Below are 24,316 nucleotides of genomic sequence, written 5' to 3'. Positions count from 1 at the left end.
TTGATGCCCATATTAATGCTATGGGCATACCCCATTATAGGGTCTTAGCTTTTTCAATGGCTTCGTCAATAGTACCTACCATATAAAACGCTTGCTCTGGTAGATGGTCATAATCACCATTCAAAATACCTTTAAAAGCACGAATTGTTTCTTTTAAAGGTACATACTTACCAGGAGAGCCAGTAAATACTTCTGCTACGAAGAACGGTTGTGATAAGAAACGTTGCATCTTACGTGCACGAGCTACTAATAACTTATCGTCTTCAGATAATTCATCCATACCCAAAATAGCAATAATATCTTTTAACTCTTTATAGCGTTGCAATACGTATTGTACACCACGAGCCACATCATAATGCTCTTGACCGATAACATGAGGGTCAAGCTGACGAGAAGTAGAGTCTAATGGATCTACCGCAGGATAAATACCTAAAGAAGCAATATCACGAGATAATACGACCGTTGCATCCAAGTGGGCAAACGTTGTTGCAGGTGATGGGTCTGTTAAGTCATCCGCAGGAACATATACCGCCTGAATTGAGGTAATAGAACCTTTCTTCGTTGTTGTAATACGTTCTTGTAAAGCCCCCATCTCTTCTGCCAATGTAGGTTGATAACCTACTGCTGATGGCATACGACCTAATAGTGCCGATACCTCTGTTCCCGCGAGTGTATAACGATAAATGTTATCGATAAACAATAATACATCACGCCCTTCATCACGGAACTTTTCAGCAATCGTTAAACCTGTTAATGCAACGCGTAGGCGGTTACCTGGTGGCTCATTCATTTGCCCATACACAAGTGCCACTTTATCAAGTACGTTTGAGTCTTTCATTTCGTGGTAGAAGTCGTTACCCTCACGAGTACGCTCACCCACTCCAGCAAATACAGAGAAACCACTGTGTTCCATTGCAATATTACGGATAAGCTCCATCATATTTACAGTTTTACCAACACCCGCACCACCGAACAATCCAACTTTACCCCCTCTGGCGAAAGGACAAACAAGGTCAATTACCTTGATACCTGTTTCAAGTAGTTCATTACCACCTGCTTGTTCTTCAAATGAGGGAGCCTCACGATGGATACTCCAGCGTTCTTCTTCACCTATAGGGCCTTGTTCATCAATAGGGTTACCAAGAACATCCATGATACGTCCTAAGGTTTTAACACCTACAGGTACAGAAATTGGCGCACCGGTATTTGTTACATCAAGACCTCGTTTCAACCCTTCAGTAGATCCCATTGCAATGGAACGAACAATGCCATCACCTAATTGCTGTTGAACCTCTAATGTTGTCTCAACGCCTTCTACTTTCAATGCGTCATAAACTTTAGGAATAGTATCACGTGGAAACTCCACATCAATAACTGCCCCGATAATTTGAATGATACGTCCGCTACTCATAGCTGGATATCCTCTGAATTTATAAACTTTTACGATACAGCAGCTGCACCGCTAACGATTTCTGTAATTTCTTGCGTAATAGCTGCCTGACGAGCTTTATTATAAATGAGCTGTAGCCCACTAATAAGATCATCAGCATTATTCGTTGCATTTTGCATTGCAACCATTCGAGCAGCTTGTTCCGCAGCGCCATTTTCTACCACTGCTTGATAAACAACAGACTCGATATAACGCTTCAATAATGCATCAAGTAATTCTTGTGGATTAGGTTCATAGATATAATCCCAATGACCATTAACTAATTTCTGATGCAACTTCTCATCTTCCGCTGTTGCTGTTGTTTTTGGCAATGGTAATAACTGCAATAATTTTGGCTTTTGAGTCATTGTATTAATAAACTCATTACATGCCAAATAGACCCTATCTACACGCTTTTGGTCAAAGGCATCTAACATCACTTTTACTGCACCAACTAACTCTTTAATAGAAGCTTGCTCACTAATATCTGTGACAGCAGCTACAACTTTAAAGCCTAAGTGATTAAAGAAACTAACACCTTTAGAGCCTATTACGCAAAGCTCAACCTCAACATTTTGATCATGCCACTTATGGTAATCTTTGATAATTTCTTTGAATAAATTAATATTTAATCCACCACAAAGACCACGGTTAGTTGATACGACAATATAGCCAACACGTTTTACAGGACGCTCAACCATAAATGGAGGATGATAATCAGCTGCATTGGCATTCGCTAAGTGAGTGATTACTTGGTAGATACGTTCAGCATAAGGACGACCAGCAGCCATTAATGATTGCGCCTTACGCATTTTACTCACGGCAACCTTTTCCATCGCACTCGTAATTTTCTGCGTACTTTTTATGCTCGCAATTTTCGTGCGAATCTCTTTTGCGCCTGACATATTACACCTTTAGCATTAACAAGCAGGTATTCTCATACCTGCTATTTCTTACCAAGTATGGGTTGTTTTAAATGTTTCAATACCCGCTTTGATTTCAGCATCAATTTCATCATTAAAGTCGCCTTTAACGTTAATTTTTGCCATTAAATCTACTTTATCTCTACTAAAATATTCTAATAAAGCCGTTTCAAATGCACTTACTTTGTTTAGTTCAATATCTTGTAAATAGCCACGTTCTGCGGCGTATAGCGAAACAGCCATTTTTGCAATAGAGAATGGAGCATATTGCTTTTGCTTCATTAACTCTGTTACACGCTCACCATGTTCTAATTGTTTACGTGTTGCTTCATCCAAATCAGAAGCAAACTGTGCAAATGCTGCTAATTCACGATATTGAGCAAGTGCAGTACGAATACCACCAGATAGCTTTTTAATGATCTTAGTTTGTGCAGCCCCACCAACACGAGAAACTGAAATACCCGCATTAACCGCAGGACGAATACCTGAGTTAAATAAAGAAGACTCTAAGAAAATTTGGCCATCGGTAATAGAAATAACGTTAGTCGGTACGAATGCTGATACGTCACCTGCTTGCGTTTCAATAATAGGCAATGCGGTTAAGGAACCTGTTTGGCCTTTTACTTCGCCTTTTGTAAACTCTTCTACATATTCTTCTGATACTCGAGAAGCACGCTCAAGTAAACGGCTATGTAAATAGAACACATCACCAGGATACGCTTCACGACCAGGTGGACGGCGTAATAATAATGAAATTTGACGATAAGCTACTGCTTGTTTTGACAAATCATCATAAATAATGAGTGCATCTTCACCGCGATCACGGAAATATTCACCCATAGTACAGCCAGAGTATGGAGCTAAATACTGTAAGGCAGCTGATTCTGAAGCGCTCGCCACAACAACAATTGTATTTTGTAAAGCACCATTTTCATCAAGTTTACGCACAACATTGGCAATAGTCGATTGTTTTTGACCAATTGCTACATAAATACATTTGATACCGCTATCTTTTTGATTGATAATCGCATCAACTGCTAAAGCAGTCTTACCAATTTGTCGGTCACCAATGATTAACTCACGCTGGCCACGACCAATCGGGATCATTGAGTCCACAGATTTGTAACCTGTTTGTACAGGTTGATCAACTGACTTACGCCAAATGACGCCAGGTGCCACTTTTTCAACAGCATCCGTTTGCGTTGTGCCTAATGGTCCTTTCCCATCAATAGGATTACCCAAAGCGTCAACCACACGACCTAATAATTCACGGCCAACAGGTACTTCAAGGATACGACCAGTACATTTAGCGCTCATGCCTTCAGAAAGGCTTAAGTACTCGCCTAATACAACCGCACCAACAGAGTCTTCCTCTAGGTTCAGTGCCATACCATAAACACTGCCAGGGAACTCTATCATTTCGCCATACATTACATCTGCAAGTCCGTAAATACGTACGATACCATCTGATACACTGACGATAGTACCTTCATTACGCGCTTGCGTTGAAATATCAAGGTTTGCTATGCGCTCCTTAATAATTTCAGTTATTTCAGAAGGATTTAATTGCTGCATGCCATGCCCCTTAATCAGGAATTCATTGCTTCGGCGAGTTTATCTAGCCGACCACGAACTGAACTATCTATTACCAAATCACCTGCACGAATCATTAAACCAGCAATCAATGCAGAATTTACTGTTTGTTTAGCTTGCACAGTTCGATCAAGTCTTTTCGATAACGCATTCGTTATTTTATGAAGCTGCTCCTCGCTTAAAGCAAAAGCTGTCTCCACTTCAACATCTACTATACGCTCTGCCTCTAGCTTGTAATCTTTGAACAGTTCACAAAGAGTAGGTAGTAAAGATAAACGCCCGTTATCACCTAACACATTTAAAAAATTACTAAAGGAATCATCTACATAACCTGCCAACAAAGTGGCTAAAAATTTAGCTTTTTGGGCATGTGTTAATGTTGGCTTTCCTAACTCTAGAACAACTGCTGGTTGTTCTAAAACATAAGCCGCGGCTTTAAGCATGCTAAACCATGTATCAACTTGATTCGCACTTTTAGCAAACTCAAACGCAGCCCTTGCATAAGGTCTGGCAAGTGTATGGTTATTTATCATTACCTGCCTCGTTTATAATTTAGAAGCCATTTTATCAACCAGATCACTGTGTGCTTTTGCATCTACAGAAGATTCAAGAACCTTTGTAGCACCTTGCACAACTAAATCCGCTACTTGTGAGCGAAGTTGATCTCTAGCACGGTTGATTTCAAGATCTATTTCAGATCGTGCATTAGCAATTAACTTTTCACCCTCTGCACGAGCCTGAGCTTTAGACTCATCAATAATTGATGATGCTGTTTTATTAGCTTTATCAAGAATATCTGTAGCCTGTTCTTTACCTTCACGAATTATCTGTTCAACTTGTTGTTGGACATCCTTCAGTTCGTGCTCTGCACGACCAGCAGCATCCAAACCTTCAGCAATTTTTCTCTTGCGTTCTTGCATAACCTGACTAATAGGTGGCCATACATATTTCATACAAAACAAGACAAAAATAGCGAAAGCAATTGTTTGACCGATAAGCGTCAAATTTATATTCATAACAATTTACCCCATGCTATCTGAGTTGGTGCTAGTTTCTATTATTAAGTTAAGCACTTTGCTTATCCCTAAATAACAAATAACTTAAACTCCAGCTGGGCCAACTACGAAGATAAGGTACATTGCAATACCTACACCAATCATTGGTACCGCATCAAGTAAACCGGCCATTAAGAACGTTTTTGTTTGTAATGTAGAAGCTAATTCTGGTTGACGTGCTGTAGACTCAAGTAATTTACCACCTAGAATAGCGAAACCGATACCAGTACCTAAAGCACCTAAACCGATCATTAAAGCTGCTGCTATGTAAACCATATAAACTCCTAAAAGTAATATAATAAAAACTAATGTTGATAAAAAGCATCTATTACTAACATAATATTAGTGATGCTCATGTGCCGCACTCAAATAAACCACTGATAATACCATAAATACAAAAGCTTGTAATGGTATCACAAGGATATGGAAAATTGCCCATGGCACATTAAGGATCCACTGAATCCAAAACGGTAACAGGGCAATTAAGATAAATATAACTTCCCCTGCATACATATTACCAAATAACCGCAAGGCTAAACTAAGTGGCTTTGTGAATAGTCCAATCAGCTCTAGAAACAAATTGAAAGGGACCAATAACCAATGATTAAAGGGAGTAAAGGCCAATTCCTTAGTAAATCCACCGACCCCTTTAATTTTGAAGCTATAATAAAGAATTAAAACAAACACACCTAAAGAAATACCAAATGTACCATTAGGATCTGCTGTAGGAACAACTTTCCAATAAGGAAGCCCTATGGCACTGGCCAGATCAGGAAGATAATCAACAGGAATCCATTTCAAGCTGTTCATCAAAAAGACCCAGACAAAAATAGTCAAGGCAAGAGGAGCAATAAGTGGATTTTTTGCAGTAAAAACATCTTTAACGGTGTTATCAATAAATTCAACCGTCCACTCTACAATACACTGCAATGTACCTGGCTTATCAATAGAAGCACGTTTTGCTACATAGCGGAACAGGCCTAAGAAAATAATACCCATTAAAATAGAAAAGAACATCGTATCAAGATTGATAGACCAAAAACCCATTTGTTCAACTTGCTCATGCGTTCTTGCCAACATCCAACCGTCCGGTGTTTTACCAAAGACCAAGTTTTGCAGATGGTGCTGAATATAACCTGCTGCTGATGGATCCGCGTCTGCTGCCATAATCGCCTCTATCTTTAATATTTTCTAAAACTCTTTTTTACCAGTAACAGCCCTAAAGCTGAAACTATTAATACTGCAAAATAACCAATAAAAAGTGCTATAAAATTATTTGGTTTTATTACCAAAAATACAAATATAAATAACCCTACAGTCAAAACATACTTGCCCATTTCACCCGACCAAAAGGACAAGGTGATATCTAAGGCAGATCGAGCACCGAAATAGCGAAAAGCTTTCAACGCGAAATAGATATTAGGCAGCAAGACTATTAATCCACCTAACATTGCATTTCCTGCTGCGCTTATACCCTCAGCAAGCAAGAAAACTACAGCTATTACTACGCTCATTAGTACCTGAGCCAAAAGTAGTTTTGAAATCGCCAGTTGATGCAGAGGTGTTTTATTACGAAAAGCCACTTATCAACTCAGCTATTCTAAATCAATACTATTATATTTCATTAGCACTAATCATTATTACTTAGTTAAACGTAAAGTATAGGGGTATCCAAGCAAAGCTTCAATACAAAGTTGTATTATTTTTATAAATCATTACTTCAGTCAATGAATATGCTTTAAGACACCCTGCAACTCATCCACAGAATTATAGCGTATAACAAGTTCACCTTTTCCTTTTTTATTATGCTTTATGACAACGGGCGCCCCTAATCGCTCTGCTAGCTTCTGCTCTAGCCTTGTTATGTCTGGATCAATCTGTGTTTGAGTGATCTTACCTGTAGTCTCATTTAGCCATTGACGAACCAATGCTTCAGCTTGACGAACAGATAACCCTCTTGCCACAATAAAACGTGCCCCCTCTGCCTGTCTTTCCGCAGGTAAGCCTAACAAAGCACGGGCATGTCCCATTTCTAAATCACCATGAGCTAACATTACTTTTATGTCTTCTGGTAAGCTGATCAAACGCAATAAGTTAGTAACGGCTGTTCTAGACTTACCGACTGCTTCCGCCACTTGTTGCTGTGTTAATTCAAACTCTTGCTGTAATCGTTGTAAAGCGACAGCTTCTTCGATTGGATTCAAGTCTTCACGTTGAATATTCTCAATCAGCGCTAATGCTATTGCCGTTTCATCCGGAATTTCTCGAACAAGGGCAGGAATTTTATCCAAGCCAGCTTGCTGACTAGCTCGCCAGCGCCTTTCACCTGCAATGATTTCATAACGCCCTTTTCCTATAGGTCTTACCACAATAGGCTGCATAACTCCTTGCGCTTTGATAGACTGAGCTAACTCTTCAAGACTTTGAGGATCTATATCTCGACGAGGCTGGTATTTTCCACGCTGAATAATATCGAGAGGCAACTGTTGTAATTCACTTTGAGCTACAATAGCCGTTTGATCCGGAATAATCGATGCTGAGTTCCCCCCAAGTAATGCATCTAACCCTCGGCCTAGACCTCTTTTCTTTACAGCCATGCTTTTGTCGTTCCTTATGATTTTGTCTTACGTTGTCTTTTAATTAATTCTTTTGCTAAAGCCAAATAGGCTTCAGCACCTTTGGACTGCTTATCATACACTAGTGCAGGTAATCCAAAACTGGGGGCTTCTGCCAGGCGGATATTGCGAGGAATTACCGTTTCATAAAGCCTATCACCGAAGTGTTCAGCTAATTGAACTGACACATCATTAGTAAGACTCATTCTTGAATCATACATTGTCCGCACCAGCCCTTCAATACATAGTGTAGGATTAAGCGACTGACTTATCCTTTCAATGGTATTTAATAAGTCAGTTAGACCCTCTAAGGCATAATACTCACACTGCATTGGAATTATAACACTATCGGCAGCAACCAACGCATTAACCGTCAGCATAGATAAAGAGGGTGGGCAATCTATTAAAATGAAATCATAATTATCGCGGATAGGAGCCAAAGCTTCACGAAGTCGATTCTCTTTCGAATTCACTTCTAATAGCTCTACCTCAGCCGCTGTTAAATCCCTATTAGCAGGAAGTAATTGATAACCTGCCTGCTCGGAAAAAAACATTGCCTCTACAAAATTACAGTCTCCTACCAAAACATCATAAATGGAACGCTCCAAGGCTAGCTTATCAACGCCACTACCCGTTGTTGCATTGCCTTGTGGATCAAGGTCAACAAGTAATACATGCTTTCTAGATGCTACCAAAGAAGCGGCCAGATTAATGCAGGTAGTAGTTTTTCCTACTCCCCCTTTTTGGTTAACAATTGCAATAACCTTAGCCATTCACTTACCTTTTATGGGTGATATTGAATAATAAGCAAATGTCGTTGCCCTTCACAATTTGGCACCGTCAACGAATAATTTGCTTCTACTTTAAAGTTTTCAGGAAGTGCTTGCAACTCATCTTCAGGGTAAATCCCCTTCATTGCAAACCATCTTGTACTCTCATTAGCTAAATGCTTAGTCAACGTGACAAAGTCCTCTATTGAACTAAACGCTCTCGATACAATACCGGAAAAAGTTTGTTTCACGTGAAACGATTCAACACGCTCATTAACAATCTTAACATTAGCCAATTTTAGCTCAAGAACCACTTGAGTTAAAAATCTTGTTTTTTTACCATTACTGTCCAGCAATACGAACTGTATATCACGAAACATAATGGCTAATGGAATACCGGGCATACCACCACCACTACCCACATCTAACCAATACTCACCCTTAATATACGGAACAATGCTTAAACTATCCAACAGATGGCGTGATACCATTTGGTTGATATCCCGAATAGCCGTTAAATTATATGCTTTATTCCATTTTGCCAACAACGCTAAATAACTCAACAATAGCTGTTGCTGTTCTGGTGAAACAGCTATATTTAGCTGCTTTATACCATGCTTTAAGATATCAACCTGCTGTTGGGTAACTAACGCCATCAATGCCGCTCCAGTTGACGACTCATATTATGTTTCTTTAAATAAACCATGAGCAATGAAACAGCTGCAGGCGTTACACCTGGTATTCTAGAAGCTTGCCCTAATGTTTGAGGCTTTACAGTTATTAATTTTTGCTGAATTTCTTTCGAAAGCCCAGAGATAGCAGTAAAATCAAGACTATCTGGCAATACAACATTTTCACTGTCACGCAACCGCTCTATCTCTTCATATTGCCGATTAATATAACCTGAGTACTTCGTTTGAATTTCTAATTGCTCTGCAACTTGGTCATCAATATCATCAATACCAACCGTTTCCATCAGTGATTTAAAATCCACCTCAGGACGAGCCAGTAAACTAAGTAAGTTATATTCATGCGTTAATGCTGTATTAAACTTTTTAATAACCGCATCACCCTTAGGTGTATTAGGTAATATCCATGTCGTTTTTAAGCGCTCTGTATCTTTTATAATATTCTCACGCTTACGACAAAATGCATCCCAACGGGCATCATCAACTAATCCTAACTCGCGCCCCTTCTCCGTCAAACGTAAATCCGCATTATCTTCTCTTAAAATAAGGCGATACTCTGCACGCGAGGTAAACATTCGGTAAGGTTCAGAAGTACCTAATGTAATAAGATCGTCAACTAAAACGCCTAAATACGCCTCATCACGACGAGGGCACCAACTCTCTTTACCCTGTGATTTTAATGCCGCGTTACTACCCGCCAACAAACCTTGCGCAGCAGCCTCTTCATAGCCTGTTGTCCCATTAATTTGACCCGCAAAAAACAAATTATTTAAGTGTTTTGTCTCTAAGCTTGTTTTTAAATCTCTGGGATCAAAAAAATCATACTCTATGGCATAACCAGGACGAAGAATATGAGCATTTTCTAACCCTTTCATGCTATGTACAAAATCCAATTGCACATCAAAAGGCAACGAGGTAGATATACCATTGGGGTATAATTCGTTTGTCGTTAAACCTTCTGGTTCTAAAAAGATTTGATGACTTTCTTTATCCGCAAAACGGTGAATTTTATCTTCAATAGAAGGGCAGTAACGTGGACCAATACCCTCAATAACACCTGAGTACATAGGTGAACGATCCAAATTGGCTGCAATAATTTCATGGGTGCGCGCATTGGTTGCGGTAGCCCAACAACTAATTTGCTGAGGATGCTCATCAACACTGCCTAAAAAAGACATCACAGGCAAAGGAAAATCGCCCGGTTGCTCAATCATAACTGAAAAGTCAACGCTTCTTGCATCAATACGAGGCGGTGTCCCTGTTTTTAAACGCCCTACGCGAAGAGGTAATTCTCTTAATCGACTACCTAATGCAATAGCAGGAGGATCCCCTGCCCGTCCAGCAGAATGATGCTCTAAACCAATATGCACTAAACCATTTAAAAAAGTACCTGCAGTCAACACAACGGTATCAGATAAAAACCTAACGCCCATTTGTGTAACAACGCCTTTAACATCAGCTCCCTCAACAATTAAATCATCACAGGCTTGTTGAAATAGCCAAAGATTAGGCTGGTTCTCTAACTTATAACGAATAGCCGCTTTATAGAGTATGCGATCAGCCTGAGCCCTGGTTGCTCTAACGGCAGGCCCTTTGCGGCTATTTAAGATACGAAACTGAATGCCTGATTTATCGGCAGCATGTGCCATCTCACCACCCAACGCATCAATTTCTCGGACAATATGACTTTTCCCAATACCACCAATAGCAGGGTTGCAACTCATTTGGCCTAATGTTTCAATATTATGAGTCAGGAGAAGTGTTTTTACTCCCATGCGCGCAGCAGCCAACGCTGCCTCTGTACCTGCATGACCACCACCTACTACAATGACTCCAAATCGACTGGGAAAGTCCACTATTTAACCTCTTAAGAAGAACAAAGCACTGGCTGAAAATAGCCGTATAGTATAGGTTATTTTATTACGAAGATTAAAGGAGTAATAGTTTATTTTAAAAGAAAATAGTTATTTTTGAATTTGCGTTTTATTCAAGATGAAATATATTCACACTAAAATAAGCCAATACTACTTAACTATCTTATTGAAATATTGGAAAATGTTAACTAATTAAAAATGCTATTTTTATAATGGGTCAAACGTTATTTAATAAACATTTATCAAGCTTCCTTAACCTTAAGATAATTAAGGTTAAGGAAATAATAGCTTACTTACGTTTAGCGCTAAACTCTTCAGCAAGAGTACCTACCTCTCCCGGTACTTTAGGCGCATAATCACGAGGGGTATCGTTATATGTGTTAACTGCCGTAGTTTCTTGCTCTGGAATATCTTGTTCAACTTGGCCTTCAGCGGAATAATCCAAAGCTTTCAACTCATCCATTTTAATTTCAGATAATAATCTTGATCTTAACTCACTATCAGACACAAGAGTTTCCACCGAATGCTGTAAATGTGACTGCATTTCCTGATAACTTTGTGAGAACTTCTGAGCGATACTTGCTGTTTTATTAAAATGATTAGCCACTTCCGTTTGATAGTCTGAAAAACGCCCCTGTAAACTATCCATTTGATTCTTCAAATTACCTGAGCTGTCACGTCCAGCAGTTGCTTTACTCACTAAAAAACCACCCAGCACACCTACTAAAAATGCTACGATCGCAATAATTACTACTAAGCCCATCTCCATCTTCGTGCCTCTCTTGCTATATAATTAACCCACAAAGGAAATATTACAAAGTAATTGTATCAAACAAAAAACCATTGATTTAAAATTTATTTTTAATATAGTTAAATCATTTATTATATATTGGACACGGAGCTTAACGTTGTCAACTCAAGAAATTGTACTATTTATTAATGGCCCAGCGGGTAAGCTTGAAGCACTCTATTGCGAACAACCTGATGCTAAAGGTATTGCTCTTATTTGTCACCCCCATCCACTCTATGCAGGAACGATGCAAAACAAAGTAGTCGCAACATTACAACGTACTGCTCGAGATAATCAATGGTCAACGCTACGCTTTAACTTTAGGGGCGTAGGAAAAAGCGAAGGAACTTACGGTGAAGGTGTGGGTGAAACAGCCGATGCTAAAGCAGCACTTGAGTGGCTACAAGCAAAAAATCCTAATCAACCCATTATCATCATGGGATTTTCTTTTGGCTCGTGTGTCGCCGCATGCTTGGCGGGACAATTAGAGCAACAAGGAACGCCTATTAAACAACTAATCATGATAGCACCACCTGTTGAGCGATTTGATATTAAGGGGAAACTACCCACTAGCTGCCCTTTATTAGTGATTCAACCTGAGGCTGACGAAGTCGTCACCCCCCAAATCGTTTATGATTGGAGCAACCATTTAACTATCGAGCATACATTGCTTACTGTTCCTGAATGCAGCCATTTCTTTCATGGACGCTTAACCGAACTTAAAGACTTGGTAGCACCTTATCTTCAATAATTTAATTTAAACAAAATGGTCATTTTATGAAAACTCGTGTTCTTACAGGTATTACAACAACAGGTACACCTCATTTAGGTAATTATGCAGGGGCTATTCGTCCCGCAATAAGAGCTAGCCTACAAACAGATGTTGATTCTTTTTATTTTCTAGCCGATTATCATGCACTTATTAAGTGTGATGACCCCTTGCGTATACAAAAGTCTCGTCTAGAACTTGCCGCCACATGGTTAGCCAGTGGCCTAAATCCTGAACGGGTCACTTTCTACCGTCAGTCAGATATCCCTGAAATACCTGAACTCATGTGGTTATTAACCTGTGTTTCAGCTAAAGGATTACTTAATCGCGCTCACGCTTATAAAGCTTCGGTAGATAAGAACTTAGAGCAAAATGAAGACCCTGATGCAGGGATTACCATGGGATTATTCTGCTACCCGGTGCTTATGGCAGCTGATATTTTAATGTTCAATGCCAATAAAATACCTGTGGGTCGTGATCAAATCCAACACGTTGAAATGGCGAGAGACATTGCCCAACGTTTCAATATGCTCTATGGTCAAGGAAAAGATCTATTTACGTTGCCAGAGGCACTCATTGAAGAAGCTGTTGCGACACTTCCTGGCTTAGATGGTCGTAAAATGTCCAAAAGCTATAACAATACCATTCCTTTATTTAGCCCAGAAAAAGAACTAAAAGAGGCCATTTCGAAGATAGTTACTGACTCAAAGCTCCCTGGTGAACCCAAAGACCCTGATGAGGCACACTTATTCACGCTTTACAAAGCCTTTGCAACACTACAACAAACAGAAGCCTTCTACCACGACCTTAAACAGGGCTTAGGCTGGGGTGAGGCTAAACAACAATTATTTACACTGATTAACAATGAGCTAAGTGCGCCTCGCGAACACTATCATGCTTTATTGGCTAAACCCAATGATATTGAAGATATTTTACAAGCAGGTGCAGCTAAAGCAAGAAAACTTGCTAAACCTTTCTTACAAGAGCTTAGAGAGTCAGTAGGTTTGCGTAATTTTAATCAACAGCTCACAACTAATGATAAACAAAAGAAAAAAGCAGCCAAAGCAGCGCGCTTTGTTAGTTTTAGAGAAAAAGACGGTCATTTCCATTTCCGCTTAGTAGCTGCTAATGGTGATGAGCTTTTACTATCAAAAGGCTTTACAAACCCTAAAGAAATTGGCGTATTAACCCAACAATTGATTAATACACCTACATCGCGCCAGCTCACCAGTGAAAATTCACAAGTAACTCTCTATTGGGAAAATGAATTCATTGCTCAAAGCCCTTATTGTACCGATGAAGAAGCGTTAAAAACATTAATCAGTGCAGTAAATGAAGCGCTAGAATCACTGGCTAGCGAAGAGTAAAGAATGCTACCTGACTTTAAGCAACAGTTTAAACAGCTACTACGGACAAACTCCGTCAGCTCAACCCAAGCTAATCTTGATCAAAGCAATAAAGAAGTGATCGATTTACTGGCTTCATGGTTAGACGAGTTAGGATTTAAACTTGAAATACAAGCCGTTGCAGAGGGTAAATATAATTTACTTGCACAATATGGCTCAGGTACAGGCGGTTTTGTTTTAGCAGGGCATACTGACACGGTACCTTATGATGAAACTCACTGGGCAAGTAATCCTCTTGACCTTTACGAAGCGGATAATCGTTGGTACGGTTTAGGTAGTTGTGACATGAAAGGCTTTTTCGCAATCGCAATAAAAGCCTTACAACCTTTGTTAAATAAACCTTTTAAGCAACCCTTATTTATTTTAGCAACCTGTGACGAAGAAAGCTCCATGAACGGTGCTCGCACCTTGTTAGCTAGCAAACAAAAATTTGGACGTGCTGCCGTCATTGGCGAACCCACTAACCTACACCCCATTCGCCTGCACAAAGGCATAATGATGGACCGTATCGAAATGATTGGGCAAAGTGGCCACTCTTCTAATCCTACGTTAGGTCACAGTGCGCTGGAAGCAATGAATGAGGCCATGACAACACTGCTAAAATTACGTAGTAAATGGCAACAACATTATCAAAATCCTCTTTTTTCTGTGCCCTACCCTACATTAAACCTAGGTTGCATTCATGGGGGCGATAACCCCAACCGTATTTGTGGGCAATGTGCCTTAGAGTTTGATCTTAGGCCATTACCAACCATGGTTGCTGATGATTTAAGAGCAACGATCATTCAACAGTTAACACCTATCATTGAAAAGCACCAAGTATCCCTTAATTATCAACCACTGTTTGGAGATATTCCAGCCTTTGAACAAAATGCCAACAGTGAACTAGTCAAACTTGCCGAAAAACTCACAGGACTCACCAGTGAGTCTGTTGCATTTGCAACCGAAGCCCCCTTTATTCAACAAGTTGTTGGTGATACGATCATTCTAGGTGCGGGCTCTATTGACCAAGCCCATCAACCCAATGAGTACTTATCACTTTCTCAAATAGAGCCTTATACGTTATTATTGCGCCAACTAATAACACATTACTGCTTATCATAGGAGCCTTACGCATTGAAACAGCGACGAAATAACAAACACTTAAATAAATAACTGTATTTTCTTGTTTTAATCATAGGTTCTTATTATGTCTTACTACGTACAATGGCTACGCCAAGCTTCCCCTTATATCAATGCCCATCGGGGTAAAACCTTTGTGGTAATGATTCCTGGCGAGGCAGTTGAGCATCCAAATTTTAATAATATTATTTATGACCTTGTGTTATTACATAGTTTAGGTGTTCGACTTGTTTTAGTTAATGGTTCTCGCCCACAAATTAATAAAAAGATCGCGGACAAAAAAATATCACCCCATTATCACCACGGATTACGTGTGACGAATGCTGAAATACTAGACTGCGTCATAGAGGTTGTAGGGCGACTTCGCAGCACATTTGAAGCTAAACTATCAATGGATCTTGCCTCATCACCGATGCAAGGTGCAAGATTACGTGTAACCAGTGGCAATTTTGTAACTGCCAAACCCATTGGCGTGGTTGATGGTATTGATTTTCAGCACACAGGTGAAGTTCGCCGTATTGACAGAAAAGGTATTTGCCGCCAGCTAGATGAAAACAATATCGTTTTGCTTTCTCCCTTAGGTTACTCCCCCACAGGCGAGATTTTTAACTTGTCTGGGGAAGACATCGCCATGTTTACAGCAATCAAACTACAAGCGGATAAACTTATCCTCTACGGAGAAGAAAAAGGTATTTTCGATGAGCAAGGGCAGCTAATTAGAGAACTACGCCCTCATGAGGCAGTGTCCCATATAGAAAGACTCGCCAACCATTATCAAGCAAAATTATTAACAACCGCGACAGAAGCTTGTCGGCAAGGTGTACAAAGGGCTCAAATTGTATCTTATGCAGAAAATGGCGCTCTATTAGAGGAATTATTTAGTCGCGAAGGAAATGGCACCCTAATAGCACAAGAACAGTTTGAAACGATTAGAGAAGCAACCATTGAAGATGTTGGCGGTTTAATGGAGCTCATTAGGCCGTTAGAAGAACAAGGTATTTTGGTACGTCGCTCTCGTGAAGTATTAGAGCGTGAGATTGAGCAATTTACTATTATTGAGCGCGAAGGAATGATCATTGCCTGTGCAGCGCTGTACCCAATCGCTGACTCAGTAGCAGGAGAGCTTGCTTGTTTAGCGGTTAACCCTCAATATCGTCATGATGGTAAAGGCGATGAATTATTAGCAAGAATCATCATGCGTGCACAACAGCAAGGTATTAAAACATTGTTTGTATTATCCACCAAAACGGCTCACTGGTTTTTAGAGCGCGGCTTTCTGCCAAGTAGTGTGGATAGACTCCCCAGTGCAAGGGCATCACTTTACAACTTTCAACGAAACTCGAAAGTATTTGAAAAAGCGATTTAATCTCAAATGGCTGCTTTGTTGATTTAAAAAAGCGTAGCGTTATAGAAACGATAAATATAGCCTACGCTTTTATATAAATTTTATTATATAATAATTCGCTTATATTGAAATAACTGAATATTATTTTATCTTTACTCAACAATCAGTTACTTTACCCTCTTCCTTAATTGAGTCTGTTTATAATATCTAGTAAATAGATATGGAGTTTTTTATTATATGATTGTATTAGATCAGGTTTACAAGCGTTATTCCCATCCCGACCAAAACGGGTGGTTTGATGCAGTACACCCAACGTCTCTTACTATCGATCAAGGTGAAGTGTTCGGTTTAATCGGTTTTTCTGGAGCAGGTAAATCAACCTTGTTACGCTTAATTAATTTACTTGAGCGTCCAGATGGTGGAAAAGTCATTGTTGACGGGCAGAATTTAACTAGCTTATCCACTGCACAACTGCGTAAAGCTCGTCAAAATATTGGCATGATCTTTCAACAGTTCAATTTGCTGAGTAATTTAACCGTTGCTGATAATGTGGCATTTCCTTTAAAAATTGCAGGATGGTCAACTGCAGATATTAATAAACGTGTTAAAGAATGTTTAGCTATTGTTGATTTAGAAGACCGTATTAATCATTACCCAGCACAGCTTTCAGGCGGTCAAAAACAACGTGTAGGTATTGCTAGAGCATTAGCCCCTAGTCCTCATGTCATTTTAGCAGATGAACCAACCAGTGCCCTTGATCCTTTCACTACACGCAGTGTGTTAGACTGTTTAAAAGAGATCAATAAACAATTTGGTGTCACCATCGTAATGGTAACTCATGAAATGCAAGTGATTCGTAATATTTGTAATCGTGCAGCGCTCATGGAGCAAGGGAAAATTGTTGAAATTGCTGAGATTAAAGATCACCAAATTCTAGCCAACTCAACATTGGCAAGTAAATTGATTGAGGGCTTTTAAGTGGAAAATAGCAAAGGTATTTTTTATTACTTAGATAATATCTGGTCTATAAAAGGTGAGTTTTGGGTCGCTAGCCAACAAACATTAATAATGGTTATTATTGCAACAGTTATTGCTGTTTTATTTGGTTTAGCTATTGGTATTTGTTTACATTTAACTAATCCTAACCAACTATGGAAAAATAAATGGGCTAATAAAACACTCGGAACACTGGTTGATTTTCTAAGAGCATTTCCTTTTGTCATCTTAATGGTTGCTATTAGTCCCTTCTCTGAGTCACTTATTAATGTATTATCGGGAAATAACCCCACAGCTTTTTTTGGAACATATACCGCCTCAGTAGCTTTATCTGTTGCAGCCATTCCCTATTTTGCACGATTAGTTGAACAGAACCTAAGAGAGATACCTAAAGGTATCATCGAGGCAGCTCAAGCAATGGGGGCATCCAATACAACCATTATTTTTCGGGTTTTAATAACAGAGGCAAGAGCAGGTATTGTTTCTAGTACAACGGTATTAATTATTAGTATTCTCTCTTACAGTGCAGCTGCTGGTATGATTGGTGGTGGTGGCTTAGGAGATCTTGCTATTCGTTATGGTTATAATCGCTACCAAACCGATATAATGATTGCAGTCGTTGTACTGCTTTCTATTATTGTTATTATGATACAAGCACTGGGTAATTTTATTACCCGTAAAATTGATAAACGTTAGGGTTAAATAACATGCATCAAACACTTACTTTAAAAGTTTTAGCGACAAGTTTATTAGCTGCTTGTTTAAGTCTAGCCGCTTGTGGTGATAAAACTGCTGAAAATAAAACGGCACAAGCCAATGAGCCTACCGCCAAAAAAACTATTCTTTTTGGTACCACCGTTGGTGATTTTGGTGACATGGTTAAATTTTCTATTAAGCCTATTTTAGAGAAAAAAGGCTATGATGTTAAATTGATAGAGTTCACAGACTATGTGCAACCTAATCTTGCCCTATCGAATGGAAATATCGATGTTAATATTTTTCAGCATAAACCTTATTTAGATAGTTTTAAAGCAGAAAGAAATCTTGCATTATCACCTGTATTCCAAGTACCTACAGCACCTCTTGGTATTTATTCTGGTCGTCTGCAAAAGCTAGAAGACGCTAAAAAAGATATGCGCGTATCTGTACCTAATGACCCTAGCAATTTCGCTCGGGCGCTTGTTATGATGAATGACTTAGGTTGGATTACATTAAAAGAAGGCATTAATCCGTTAACTGCTTCTGAACGTGATATTAAAGACAATAAGTACAATATCCAACTAGTTCAACTTGAAGCAGCACAAGTACCAAGATCACGTAATAATGTAGACTTCGCCATTATCAATGGTAATTATGCTGTTAGTTCCGGTGTCAAGTTAACGACTGCACTTTATCAAGAGCCTAGCTTTGCCTATGTAAACTGGGGTGTAATGCGTACTAAAGATATTGATCAGCCATGGGCTAAAGACGTGATAGCTGCTTATAACTCTGATGAGTTTAAAGACTACTCCCATAAAACATTTGAAGGTTATAAATGGCCTGCCAATTGGACAGTAGAAGTAAAAGCTCCTGTCAAAGCTGATGAACAAACTACAACACAAGAAACCACAGCGAAATAACTAATCGCGCATTAAAAAGCCCTTCAAATGAAGGGCTTTTTTTATTACTTATTGTTTTTAATCAACGCCACCAAATCCAAGGGATAATCGACATAAACACGTAATTCGTTATTATCACCATAAGAGAATCGATTGGTTGCACGGTAAAAAGAACTTCTTACTTTAAATGCAAGATCTTTTGCAGCGCCTTGCTGAATAGTATAAGAAACTTGATTAAACAACTCTCTTTCTTTACCACGTTTACCGCCACTATAAGCAGCTGTGTCTGCATTCCAACCATAAACATAAGCTGACTTAAAGGCTAACCCAGGAATACCGATACCAGCACCACTTAACTCATAACTTAATTGTAATGACTTTTCATCTTTTGCATTAAAGTCAGACTCGTAAGAATTAGCTAGCCAAATACTACTTCCACCATCATTAGTACCATAACCTGAACCATAGTCATAACCATGCCCATACCAACCACCCATAGATTGTTGATAGGCCACAATAAATGAATGTGCATCATAGCTGTACTTACCAGCTAAACTCCAGATTGTATTATTGATGCTTTTATCAATATCGCCTTCACTAGTGCGACGAACATACTTTTTATCATAATCGGTATGATAAATATTAAAATCAACATTGACACTTTGTTGATTATCAATTGGGTAAGTGTAATTAATATTACCGTAGGCGCGTTTAGCAATATCTTTATTCCATGAATAGTATAAGCTCGTTGCTAGATTATCTGTAAATTGATAAGTACCACCAATAAAATCTAAACGTTTCATACCCACATAATAGGCACTTGGGTAACCTGAGTTATCATGACCCGTGCTATGTGCACCGCTAATGGCTGTAAAATGCCCTGCATTAATTTCTAAATTTTCGATTTCTTTACTGGTAATTAACGTACCGGTGACTGACTCAGGTAGTAATCTTGAGCTATCGGTCATTAAAATCGGTAAGCTGACAAATTGGTTACCATATTTAATGGTTGTATTGGATATTCTTGCTTTTACCGCGCCGCCTAATTGGCTCCAATCGTGAGCGGCACGCCCCGAATCACCAACAGGTGTTACATCCATTGCTGCATTAGCATGGCCTCTACCACCATCTAAACGAATCCCTTGCAATCCCCATGCATCTAACCCAAAGCCAACGGTTCCTTCTGTAAATCCTGACTCAAATACAGTACTTAAACCAAGTCCCCAAGCCATTCTTTTACTTTGCCCTGTATTATGGCTACTTTTAAAATCTCGGCTAAAATACAAACTCCGTGCATGAGCATTCCATTTACTGTCTTCAATAAATCCTTTACTCTCGCTCTGTTCGCTAGCTAATAAAAATTGAGAATACGTTAAACAGCTAATTACTAATAACGCAACACGTTTAGTTGATTGCATTAGATAAAGACTCCTAGGGTCTACTATGGGGATTTTGATATATTTTGTTATAAATAATTTATATTATACCTAAATTAAATGGATATGCTTATATAAATAAAGGAGATTTTAGCTATGAAAACTAGTCAGCAAATTTTTAATGATGAGGGCTATTTAGTTTTAGAAAATATCTTAACGATTGATAAACTCAATGCTATTAAACAACAATTAATCGGTATTGATGTTGTTGGAGCGGGCAGTAGAGAATTATTGTCTGAAACGTGGTGCAAAACACTGGCTAATCAATTAAAAAAACATCCTGAATTGTCCACCATACTCCCCAATTCAAGCAAAGCAATACAGTGTACTTATTTTCAAAAGTCATTAGAAAAAAACTAGCTAGTACCTTTACACCAAGACCTTAGCATTCCTGTCAAAGAGCAATTTACAAAAGAGGGTTTTACAGGTTGGTCAAAAAAACAAGGGACTTTATTTGTACAGCCTCCTTCAACTATGGCTAATCAAATTATCGCCGTAAGATTACATATTGATGATTGCCAACAAGCCCATGGGCCTTTAAAAGTTGTTCCAACATCGCATCAGTTAGAGCGTATTCCTGAAAAGCAATGGATTGCCGTTCGTGATGAGAAAGGAGAGAAAGAGTGCACCGTCAATGCTGGTGGTGTAGTCATCATGAGCCCACTTATTTTACATTCATCATCTAGAGCTACGCATGCTAATGGTCGCTGTGTATTACATTTTTTATTTGTACCTGAGTCTCTTACAGAGGAAATTCCCTTTTTATTCTCTGCATAGACGTTAGTGGGTAGGTTTTCTTAATCGCTCACTTCGCCTACGTAAATACTCAATGGTTAATAACAATACGGCAGATGAAACCAGCATTATGGTTGCGGCCGCTGCAATGGTTGGTTCGATATTCTCACGAATGCCACTGAACATCTGCATAGGAAGTGTTCGCTGACTAGAGCTGGCTAAAAAGAGTGTCACCACAACCTCATCAAATGAGGTTGCAAAAGCAAATAAAGCGCCTGAAATAACACCTGGGGCAATTAAAGGAAAGGTTACTGTTCTAAACACAGTAAGAGGGGATGCACCTAAGCTAATGGCTGCTCGAGAAAAATTATCATCATAACCACGTAAAGAAGCCGTGACGGTAATGACTACAAAAGGAATACCTAATACGGTATGGGCTAAAATAATCCCTAAATAACTGTTGGTTAATTGTAATTGAGCAAAGAAAAAATACATACCAACTGCTGTAATCACAATTGGTGTAACCATCGGAGACATGATAATGCTCATAAAGAGCATTTTGCCTCTGAATTTAGTTTTAGCAATCCCCATTGCCGCTAAGGTTCCTAATACCGTTGCAAATAGTGTTGCAATGGGAGCAATAATAAAACTATTTTTAAGGGCGCTCATCCATGTATCTGATGTAAAGAAAGCCTTATACCAGGTAAGCGAAACATCATCCATAGGATAAGTTAAAAACGAACTGCTATTAAACGAAAGCGGAATAATAATAAGCACAGGCGTAATTAAAAAAACTAATACTAAACCAGCAAAACTATTAAATATAAATCGTCCAATTTTCCAGCTAGTGGAACGATAATAATGTTTAAACATATTAAACTTTTCGTTTCCTATAAGAAATTTTACTGTAAATCCAACTTAATATCACAACCAGTACAATAAGCTGTAAACTCAGTGCAGCAGCCAACCCCCAGTTATTTATTTCATTGGTATAATAATTTATAAAATAACTGATCATTTGATCAGCAGGCCCACCTAATAATGCAGGCGTCACATAATAACCAATGGCCATAATAAAGACTAATAAAACCCCAGCTCTGAGTCCTGCATACGTTTGTGGCACATACACTGTAGAAAATGCATACAATGGGTGTGCACCTAATGAGATAGCAGCACGTAAGTGTGTAGTGGAAATACCTTTCATCACCGCATAAAGGGGTAAAACAATAAAGGGTAATAAGATATGAATCATCGCAATGTATACACCAAAGCGCCCAGGAATAAAAGAAATGGGCTGACTAATGATGCCAAATAGCTGTAAGAGGTAATTAATTAATCCATTCGATTGTAATAAGATATACCATCCTGTCGTGCGAACCAGTAAAGAAGTCCAAAAAGGCAATAGTACTAAAATAAGTAATAAGTTAGCACGTTTCGTCGGCTGGCAAGAAAGCCAATAGGCAAGTGGATAACCAATTAACACACAAAAGGAAGTAATAATAAAAGACATCCAAAGTGTACGAAGCAGTATTTTTATATGGTAATTAGCTACTTGTTCATTGTGCATTTTAATGGTTATAGGCACTAGCTTACCTGTGTTGTAATCAGTTTTATAATCAAATGATTGCAATAAATAATGTGTTGTTAAACTGCCTGATACTTGTTTAATCACTTGCCATGTGGTCGGATCTTGCCAAAGGGGCGATGCAGCAACGATTTTACTTTTAATATCATCAACAGGCTTTCTTGGTAGCTTGCGTAGTGTTGTACTGATCATAATACGATATTTATCGTCTTCATAACCTAATCTTCTACCAATTGCCCCTGCTACCCCTTTTTTTCTGGCCTCTCGTAAATCGTTGGCAAGAGCCATAAAGACAGTGTTATCGGGGGTTGTTTTACCATCCCATGTTGCCAATGCTTGCAATGTTTGTGGTAAGTTCCGATGAATTTCCGGATTGATGATACTTTTGCATAAGATATCTGCCAACGGTACAACAAAAAAAACAATCAAAAAGATAACAACAGGCATGACTAATACACGAGATAGCCATCTTTTTTTACGGCCTGATTTTTTCAGCCCTTTTTTAAGTATTTGTTGTTTGATTATTTGTTCCATTATTAAACTCACTACTGGGAGGCCCAAATATTAAAACGTCTTTCTAATGGTTCGCCCTGCTCAACCCAAAAATTAGCATTAATTTTATGGGCATGTCGCATCACATCAGGATTATTAGGTAATTCTTTAAGCAATATAGGGTTGATCAGTGGTATAACCTGTTCATTAACAAAACCATAATGCGAGTATTCTGAAAATGCTTTTTGAGGTGCCGATGAAACGGCAAAGGCTATAAAGTCTTCTGCCAATTTTTTATGGCGGCTACCTTTGATAATGGCAAAATTATCGACATCGTAAAAACTATCATTCCACACCAGTCCCACGGGTTTTCCTTCTTGTTGAGCAATAACACCTCGTCCATTAAAAGTTGTGGTCATCACCACATCACCCGTTAATAACATGGGCAAAGGTTGAGAGCCTTTTTCCCACCAACGAATATAGGGTTTTATCTCATCAAGCTTTTTAAATGCTCTATCTACACCCTCAGGCGTTTTTAATAGGGTATAGACATCTTCTGGTTTTACATCATCTGCTAATAGTGCCGCCTCTAATGCTATCATCGGTATTTTTTGTAAACCACGATTACCCGGAAAATCTTTAATATTCCAAAAATCTTTCCATGTCTTAGGCTCACGAGGTAACTTATCTTTGTTGTAGGCAAAAATAATCGACCAACTAAAAAAACCTATGCCACATTCAGAAAAGTTACCTTTGATAAAGTCATTCTTATTACTAATTAAATTGGTATCAAGCGGCTCAAATAGGCCTTCACTACAACCTCTAATTAAATTAGCAGTTTCTACCTGAACAACGTCCCAGTCTATTTGCTGAGTTTCTATCATAGAACGAATCTTTGCCATGCCACCATTATAACTATCGGCCACAATCGATGTTTGTGTTTGTTTCATAAAGGGCTTATAAAAAGTCTCTTTTTGGGTTTTGGCATGAATTCCTCCTAATGAAACGACAGTTAATGCATCGTTTTGTTTCTGGCAGGCCATTAATAAATAACAGCCTAACAACAGTCCTATTTTCCTTTTCACGCCACTCGC

At 38.9% G+C, this 24,316-nt stretch carries 25 protein-coding genes and 1 pseudogene; 9 read left to right on the top strand and 17 right to left on the bottom strand.

Annotated elements, in window-relative coordinates; translation table 11 throughout:
* Positions 1-34 precede the first annotated feature (34 nt).
* The 13 genes from atpD to DM558_RS12495 form a co-directional block, all read right to left on the bottom strand.
* A complete protein-coding gene (gene atpD, locus DM558_RS12555) occupies positions 35-1,411 on the bottom strand; it encodes a F0F1 ATP synthase subunit beta (RefSeq protein WP_109704218.1) in 1,377 nt (458 codons plus the stop codon).
* Between the two features lie 29 nt (positions 1,412-1,440).
* Positions 1,441-2,334 carry a F0F1 ATP synthase subunit gamma gene (gene atpG / locus DM558_RS12550; RefSeq protein ID WP_127164313.1) on the bottom strand — a complete coding sequence of 298 codons (894 nt, stop codon included), beginning with the start codon at positions 2,332-2,334 and terminating at the stop codon, positions 1,441-1,443.
* Positions 2,335-2,382: 48 nt separating this feature from the next.
* Positions 2,383-3,927 carry a F0F1 ATP synthase subunit alpha gene (atpA, locus tag DM558_RS12545; protein WP_127164312.1) on the bottom strand — a complete coding sequence of 515 codons (1,545 nt, stop codon included), beginning with the start codon at positions 3,925-3,927 and terminating at the stop codon, positions 2,383-2,385.
* A 14-nt stretch (positions 3,928-3,941) separates the two neighbouring features.
* The gene (locus DM558_RS12540) at positions 3,942-4,478 is read right to left on the bottom strand and encodes a F0F1 ATP synthase subunit delta (RefSeq protein WP_127164311.1); all 537 of its coding nucleotides are present in this window, start codon (positions 4,476-4,478) and stop codon (positions 3,942-3,944) included.
* A gap of 12 nt (positions 4,479-4,490) precedes the next feature.
* Positions 4,491-4,961, bottom strand: coding sequence for a F0F1 ATP synthase subunit B (locus DM558_RS12535; RefSeq protein ID WP_127164310.1), 471 nt, complete (start codon positions 4,959-4,961; stop codon positions 4,491-4,493).
* Between the two features lie 84 nt (positions 4,962-5,045).
* The gene (gene atpE, locus DM558_RS12530; RefSeq protein ID WP_109704223.1) at positions 5,046-5,276 is read right to left on the bottom strand and encodes a F0F1 ATP synthase subunit C; all 231 of its coding nucleotides are present in this window, start codon (positions 5,274-5,276) and stop codon (positions 5,046-5,048) included.
* Between the two features lie 66 nt (positions 5,277-5,342).
* On the bottom strand, positions 5,343-6,167 hold the full coding sequence (gene atpB / locus DM558_RS12525) for a F0F1 ATP synthase subunit A (RefSeq protein WP_127164309.1): 825 nt from the start codon (positions 6,165-6,167) through the stop codon (positions 5,343-5,345).
* Positions 6,168-6,181: 14 nt separating this feature from the next.
* Positions 6,182-6,583, bottom strand: a complete 402-nt coding sequence (locus tag DM558_RS12520) for an ATP synthase subunit I (protein WP_127164308.1) — start codon at positions 6,581-6,583, stop codon at positions 6,182-6,184.
* 141 nt (positions 6,584-6,724) lie between these two features.
* Entirely contained in the window at positions 6,725-7,597 is an 873-nt protein-coding gene (locus DM558_RS12515) for a ParB/RepB/Spo0J family partition protein (protein ID WP_127164307.1), read from the bottom strand.
* A gap of 14 nt (positions 7,598-7,611) precedes the next feature.
* Complete coding sequence (locus tag DM558_RS12510; RefSeq protein ID WP_127164306.1) at positions 7,612-8,388, bottom strand: ParA family protein; 777 nt, start codon at positions 8,386-8,388, stop codon at positions 7,612-7,614.
* A gap of 11 nt (positions 8,389-8,399) precedes the next feature.
* The gene (gene rsmG / locus DM558_RS12505) at positions 8,400-9,041 is read right to left on the bottom strand and encodes a 16S rRNA (guanine(527)-N(7))-methyltransferase RsmG (RefSeq protein WP_127164305.1); all 642 of its coding nucleotides are present in this window, start codon (positions 9,039-9,041) and stop codon (positions 8,400-8,402) included.
* Positions 9,041-10,930: a tRNA uridine-5-carboxymethylaminomethyl(34) synthesis enzyme MnmG gene (gene mnmG / locus DM558_RS12500; RefSeq protein ID WP_127164304.1), complete on the bottom strand. Its 1,890-nt coding sequence runs from the start codon at positions 10,928-10,930 to the stop codon at positions 9,041-9,043. Before mnmG ends, rsmG begins: the two co-directional genes overlap by 1 nt.
* 307 nt (positions 10,931-11,237) lie before the next feature.
* Positions 11,238-11,717 carry a YhcB family protein gene (locus tag DM558_RS12495; protein WP_109704230.1) on the bottom strand — a complete coding sequence of 160 codons (480 nt, stop codon included), beginning with the start codon at positions 11,715-11,717 and terminating at the stop codon, positions 11,238-11,240.
* Positions 11,718-11,856: 139 nt separating this feature from the next.
* On the opposite strand from DM558_RS12495, the gene DM558_RS12490 reads away from it, so the two are divergent.
* The 7 genes from DM558_RS12490 (at position 11,857) to DM558_RS12460 (ending at position 18,995) form a co-directional block, all read left to right on the top strand.
* Entirely contained in the window at positions 11,857-12,489 is a 633-nt protein-coding gene (locus tag DM558_RS12490; protein WP_127164303.1) for an alpha/beta hydrolase, read from the top strand.
* A 26-nt stretch (positions 12,490-12,515) separates the two neighbouring features.
* A complete protein-coding gene (locus tag DM558_RS12485) occupies positions 12,516-13,874 on the top strand; it encodes a tryptophan--tRNA ligase (RefSeq protein ID WP_109704232.1) in 1,359 nt (452 codons plus the stop codon).
* A gap of 3 nt (positions 13,875-13,877) precedes the next feature.
* Positions 13,878-15,017, top strand: a complete 1,140-nt coding sequence (gene argE, locus DM558_RS12480; protein WP_127164302.1) for an acetylornithine deacetylase — start codon at positions 13,878-13,880, stop codon at positions 15,015-15,017.
* Between the two features lie 85 nt (positions 15,018-15,102).
* Positions 15,103-16,401 carry an amino-acid N-acetyltransferase gene (argA, locus tag DM558_RS12475; RefSeq protein ID WP_127164301.1) on the top strand — a complete coding sequence of 433 codons (1,299 nt, stop codon included), beginning with the start codon at positions 15,103-15,105 and terminating at the stop codon, positions 16,399-16,401.
* Positions 16,402-16,617: 216 nt separating this feature from the next.
* Positions 16,618-17,358, top strand: coding sequence for a methionine ABC transporter ATP-binding protein (locus DM558_RS12470; RefSeq protein WP_127164300.1), 741 nt, complete (start codon positions 16,618-16,620; stop codon positions 17,356-17,358).
* Positions 17,359-18,072, top strand: coding sequence for a methionine ABC transporter permease (locus DM558_RS12465; protein WP_228411749.1), 714 nt, complete (start codon positions 17,359-17,361; stop codon positions 18,070-18,072). It begins immediately after the preceding gene.
* 11 nt (positions 18,073-18,083) lie between these two features.
* Complete coding sequence (locus DM558_RS12460; RefSeq protein WP_127164299.1) at positions 18,084-18,995, top strand: MetQ/NlpA family ABC transporter substrate-binding protein; 912 nt, start codon at positions 18,084-18,086, stop codon at positions 18,993-18,995.
* 44 nt (positions 18,996-19,039) lie between these two features.
* Here DM558_RS12460 and DM558_RS12455 read toward each other — a convergent pair whose 3' ends face one another.
* The gene (locus DM558_RS12455) at positions 19,040-20,392 is read right to left on the bottom strand and encodes an OprD family porin (RefSeq protein ID WP_127164298.1); all 1,353 of its coding nucleotides are present in this window, start codon (positions 20,390-20,392) and stop codon (positions 19,040-19,042) included.
* 114 nt (positions 20,393-20,506) lie between these two features.
* On the opposite strand from DM558_RS12455, the gene DM558_RS12450 reads away from it, so the two are divergent.
* Together DM558_RS12450 and DM558_RS12445 are read left to right on the top strand one after the other, a co-directional pair.
* Positions 20,507-20,770 (top strand): hypothetical protein, encoded by a 264-nt coding sequence (locus DM558_RS12450; RefSeq protein WP_127164297.1) that lies wholly within the window; start codon positions 20,507-20,509, stop codon positions 20,768-20,770.
* An 18-nt stretch (positions 20,771-20,788) separates the two neighbouring features.
* Positions 20,789-21,187 (top strand): annotated as a pseudogene (locus DM558_RS12445) (phytanoyl-CoA dioxygenase family protein); the annotation flags it as partial.
* A 3-nt stretch (positions 21,188-21,190) separates the two neighbouring features.
* Here the strand turns inward: DM558_RS12445 and DM558_RS12440 are convergent.
* The 3 genes from DM558_RS12440 to DM558_RS12430 are packed head-to-tail and all read right to left on the bottom strand — an operon-like array spanning position 21,191 to position 24,307.
* Positions 21,191-22,018: an ABC transporter permease gene (locus tag DM558_RS12440; protein WP_127164295.1), complete on the bottom strand. Its 828-nt coding sequence runs from the start codon at positions 22,016-22,018 to the stop codon at positions 21,191-21,193.
* Between the two features lies 1 nt (position 22,019).
* On the bottom strand, positions 22,020-23,264 hold the full coding sequence (locus DM558_RS12435) for an ABC transporter permease (RefSeq protein ID WP_127164294.1): 1,245 nt from the start codon (positions 23,262-23,264) through the stop codon (positions 22,020-22,022).
* An 11-nt stretch (positions 23,265-23,275) separates the two neighbouring features.
* Positions 23,276-24,307, bottom strand: a complete 1,032-nt coding sequence (locus DM558_RS12430) for an ABC transporter substrate-binding protein (RefSeq protein ID WP_228411748.1) — start codon at positions 24,305-24,307, stop codon at positions 23,276-23,278.
* Between the last annotated feature and the right edge of the window lie 9 nt (positions 24,308-24,316).

This window comes from Entomomonas moraniae, assembly GCF_003991975.1.
In the GTDB taxonomy this organism is placed as follows: Bacteria; Pseudomonadota; Gammaproteobacteria; order Pseudomonadales; family Pseudomonadaceae; genus Entomomonas; species Entomomonas moraniae.
Note: the sequence above shows the minus strand (reverse complement) of the source record. Positions and strands in the feature narration are given on the sequence as shown.

What these genes read in the sequence shown, in the direction of transcription:
- DM558_RS12535 (WP_127164310.1), bottom strand. Translation starts at nt 4,961, where the DNA reads ATGAATATAAATTTGACGCTTATCGGTCAAACAATTGCTTTCGCTATT.
- atpA (WP_127164312.1), bottom strand. Translation starts at nt 3,927, where the DNA reads ATGCAGCAATTAAATCCTTCTGAAATAACTGAAATTATTAAGGAGCGC.
- DM558_RS12460 (WP_127164299.1), top strand. Translation starts at nt 18,084, where the DNA reads ATGCATCAAACACTTACTTTAAAAGTTTTAGCGACAAGTTTATTAGCT.
- atpD (WP_109704218.1), bottom strand. Translation starts at nt 1,411, where the DNA reads ATGAGTAGCGGACGTATCATTCAAATTATCGGGGCAGTTATTGATGTG.
- atpB (WP_127164309.1), bottom strand. Translation starts at nt 6,167, where the DNA reads ATGGCAGCAGACGCGGATCCATCAGCAGCAGGTTATATTCAGCACCAT.
- atpE (WP_109704223.1), bottom strand. Translation starts at nt 5,276, where the DNA reads ATGGTTTACATAGCAGCAGCTTTAATGATCGGTTTAGGTGCTTTAGGT.
- DM558_RS12540 (WP_127164311.1), bottom strand. Translation starts at nt 4,478, where the DNA reads ATGATAAATAACCATACACTTGCCAGACCTTATGCAAGGGCTGCGTTT.
- DM558_RS12495 (WP_109704230.1), bottom strand. Translation starts at nt 11,717, where the DNA reads ATGGAGATGGGCTTAGTAGTAATTATTGCGATCGTAGCATTTTTAGTA.
- DM558_RS12455 (WP_127164298.1), bottom strand. Translation starts at nt 20,392, where the DNA reads ATGCAATCAACTAAACGTGTTGCGTTATTAGTAATTAGCTGTTTAACG.
- DM558_RS12470 (WP_127164300.1), top strand. Translation starts at nt 16,618, where the DNA reads ATGATTGTATTAGATCAGGTTTACAAGCGTTATTCCCATCCCGACCAA.
- DM558_RS12450 (WP_127164297.1), top strand. Translation starts at nt 20,507, where the DNA reads ATGAAAACTAGTCAGCAAATTTTTAATGATGAGGGCTATTTAGTTTTA.
- DM558_RS12440 (WP_127164295.1), bottom strand. Translation starts at nt 22,018, where the DNA reads ATGTTTAAACATTATTATCGTTCCACTAGCTGGAAAATTGGACGATTT.
- argE (WP_127164302.1), top strand. Translation starts at nt 13,878, where the DNA reads ATGCTACCTGACTTTAAGCAACAGTTTAAACAGCTACTACGGACAAAC.
- DM558_RS12435 (WP_127164294.1), bottom strand. Translation starts at nt 23,264, where the DNA reads ATGGAACAAATAATCAAACAACAAATACTTAAAAAAGGGCTGAAAAAA.
- DM558_RS12485 (WP_109704232.1), top strand. Translation starts at nt 12,516, where the DNA reads ATGAAAACTCGTGTTCTTACAGGTATTACAACAACAGGTACACCTCAT.
- DM558_RS12515 (WP_127164307.1), bottom strand. Translation starts at nt 7,597, where the DNA reads ATGGCTGTAAAGAAAAGAGGTCTAGGCCGAGGGTTAGATGCATTACTT.
- DM558_RS12510 (WP_127164306.1), bottom strand. Translation starts at nt 8,388, where the DNA reads ATGGCTAAGGTTATTGCAATTGTTAACCAAAAAGGGGGAGTAGGAAAA.
- atpG (WP_127164313.1), bottom strand. Translation starts at nt 2,334, where the DNA reads ATGTCAGGCGCAAAAGAGATTCGCACGAAAATTGCGAGCATAAAAAGT.
- rsmG (WP_127164305.1), bottom strand. Translation starts at nt 9,041, where the DNA reads ATGGCGTTAGTTACCCAACAGCAGGTTGATATCTTAAAGCATGGTATA.
- argA (WP_127164301.1), top strand. Translation starts at nt 15,103, where the DNA reads ATGTCTTACTACGTACAATGGCTACGCCAAGCTTCCCCTTATATCAAT.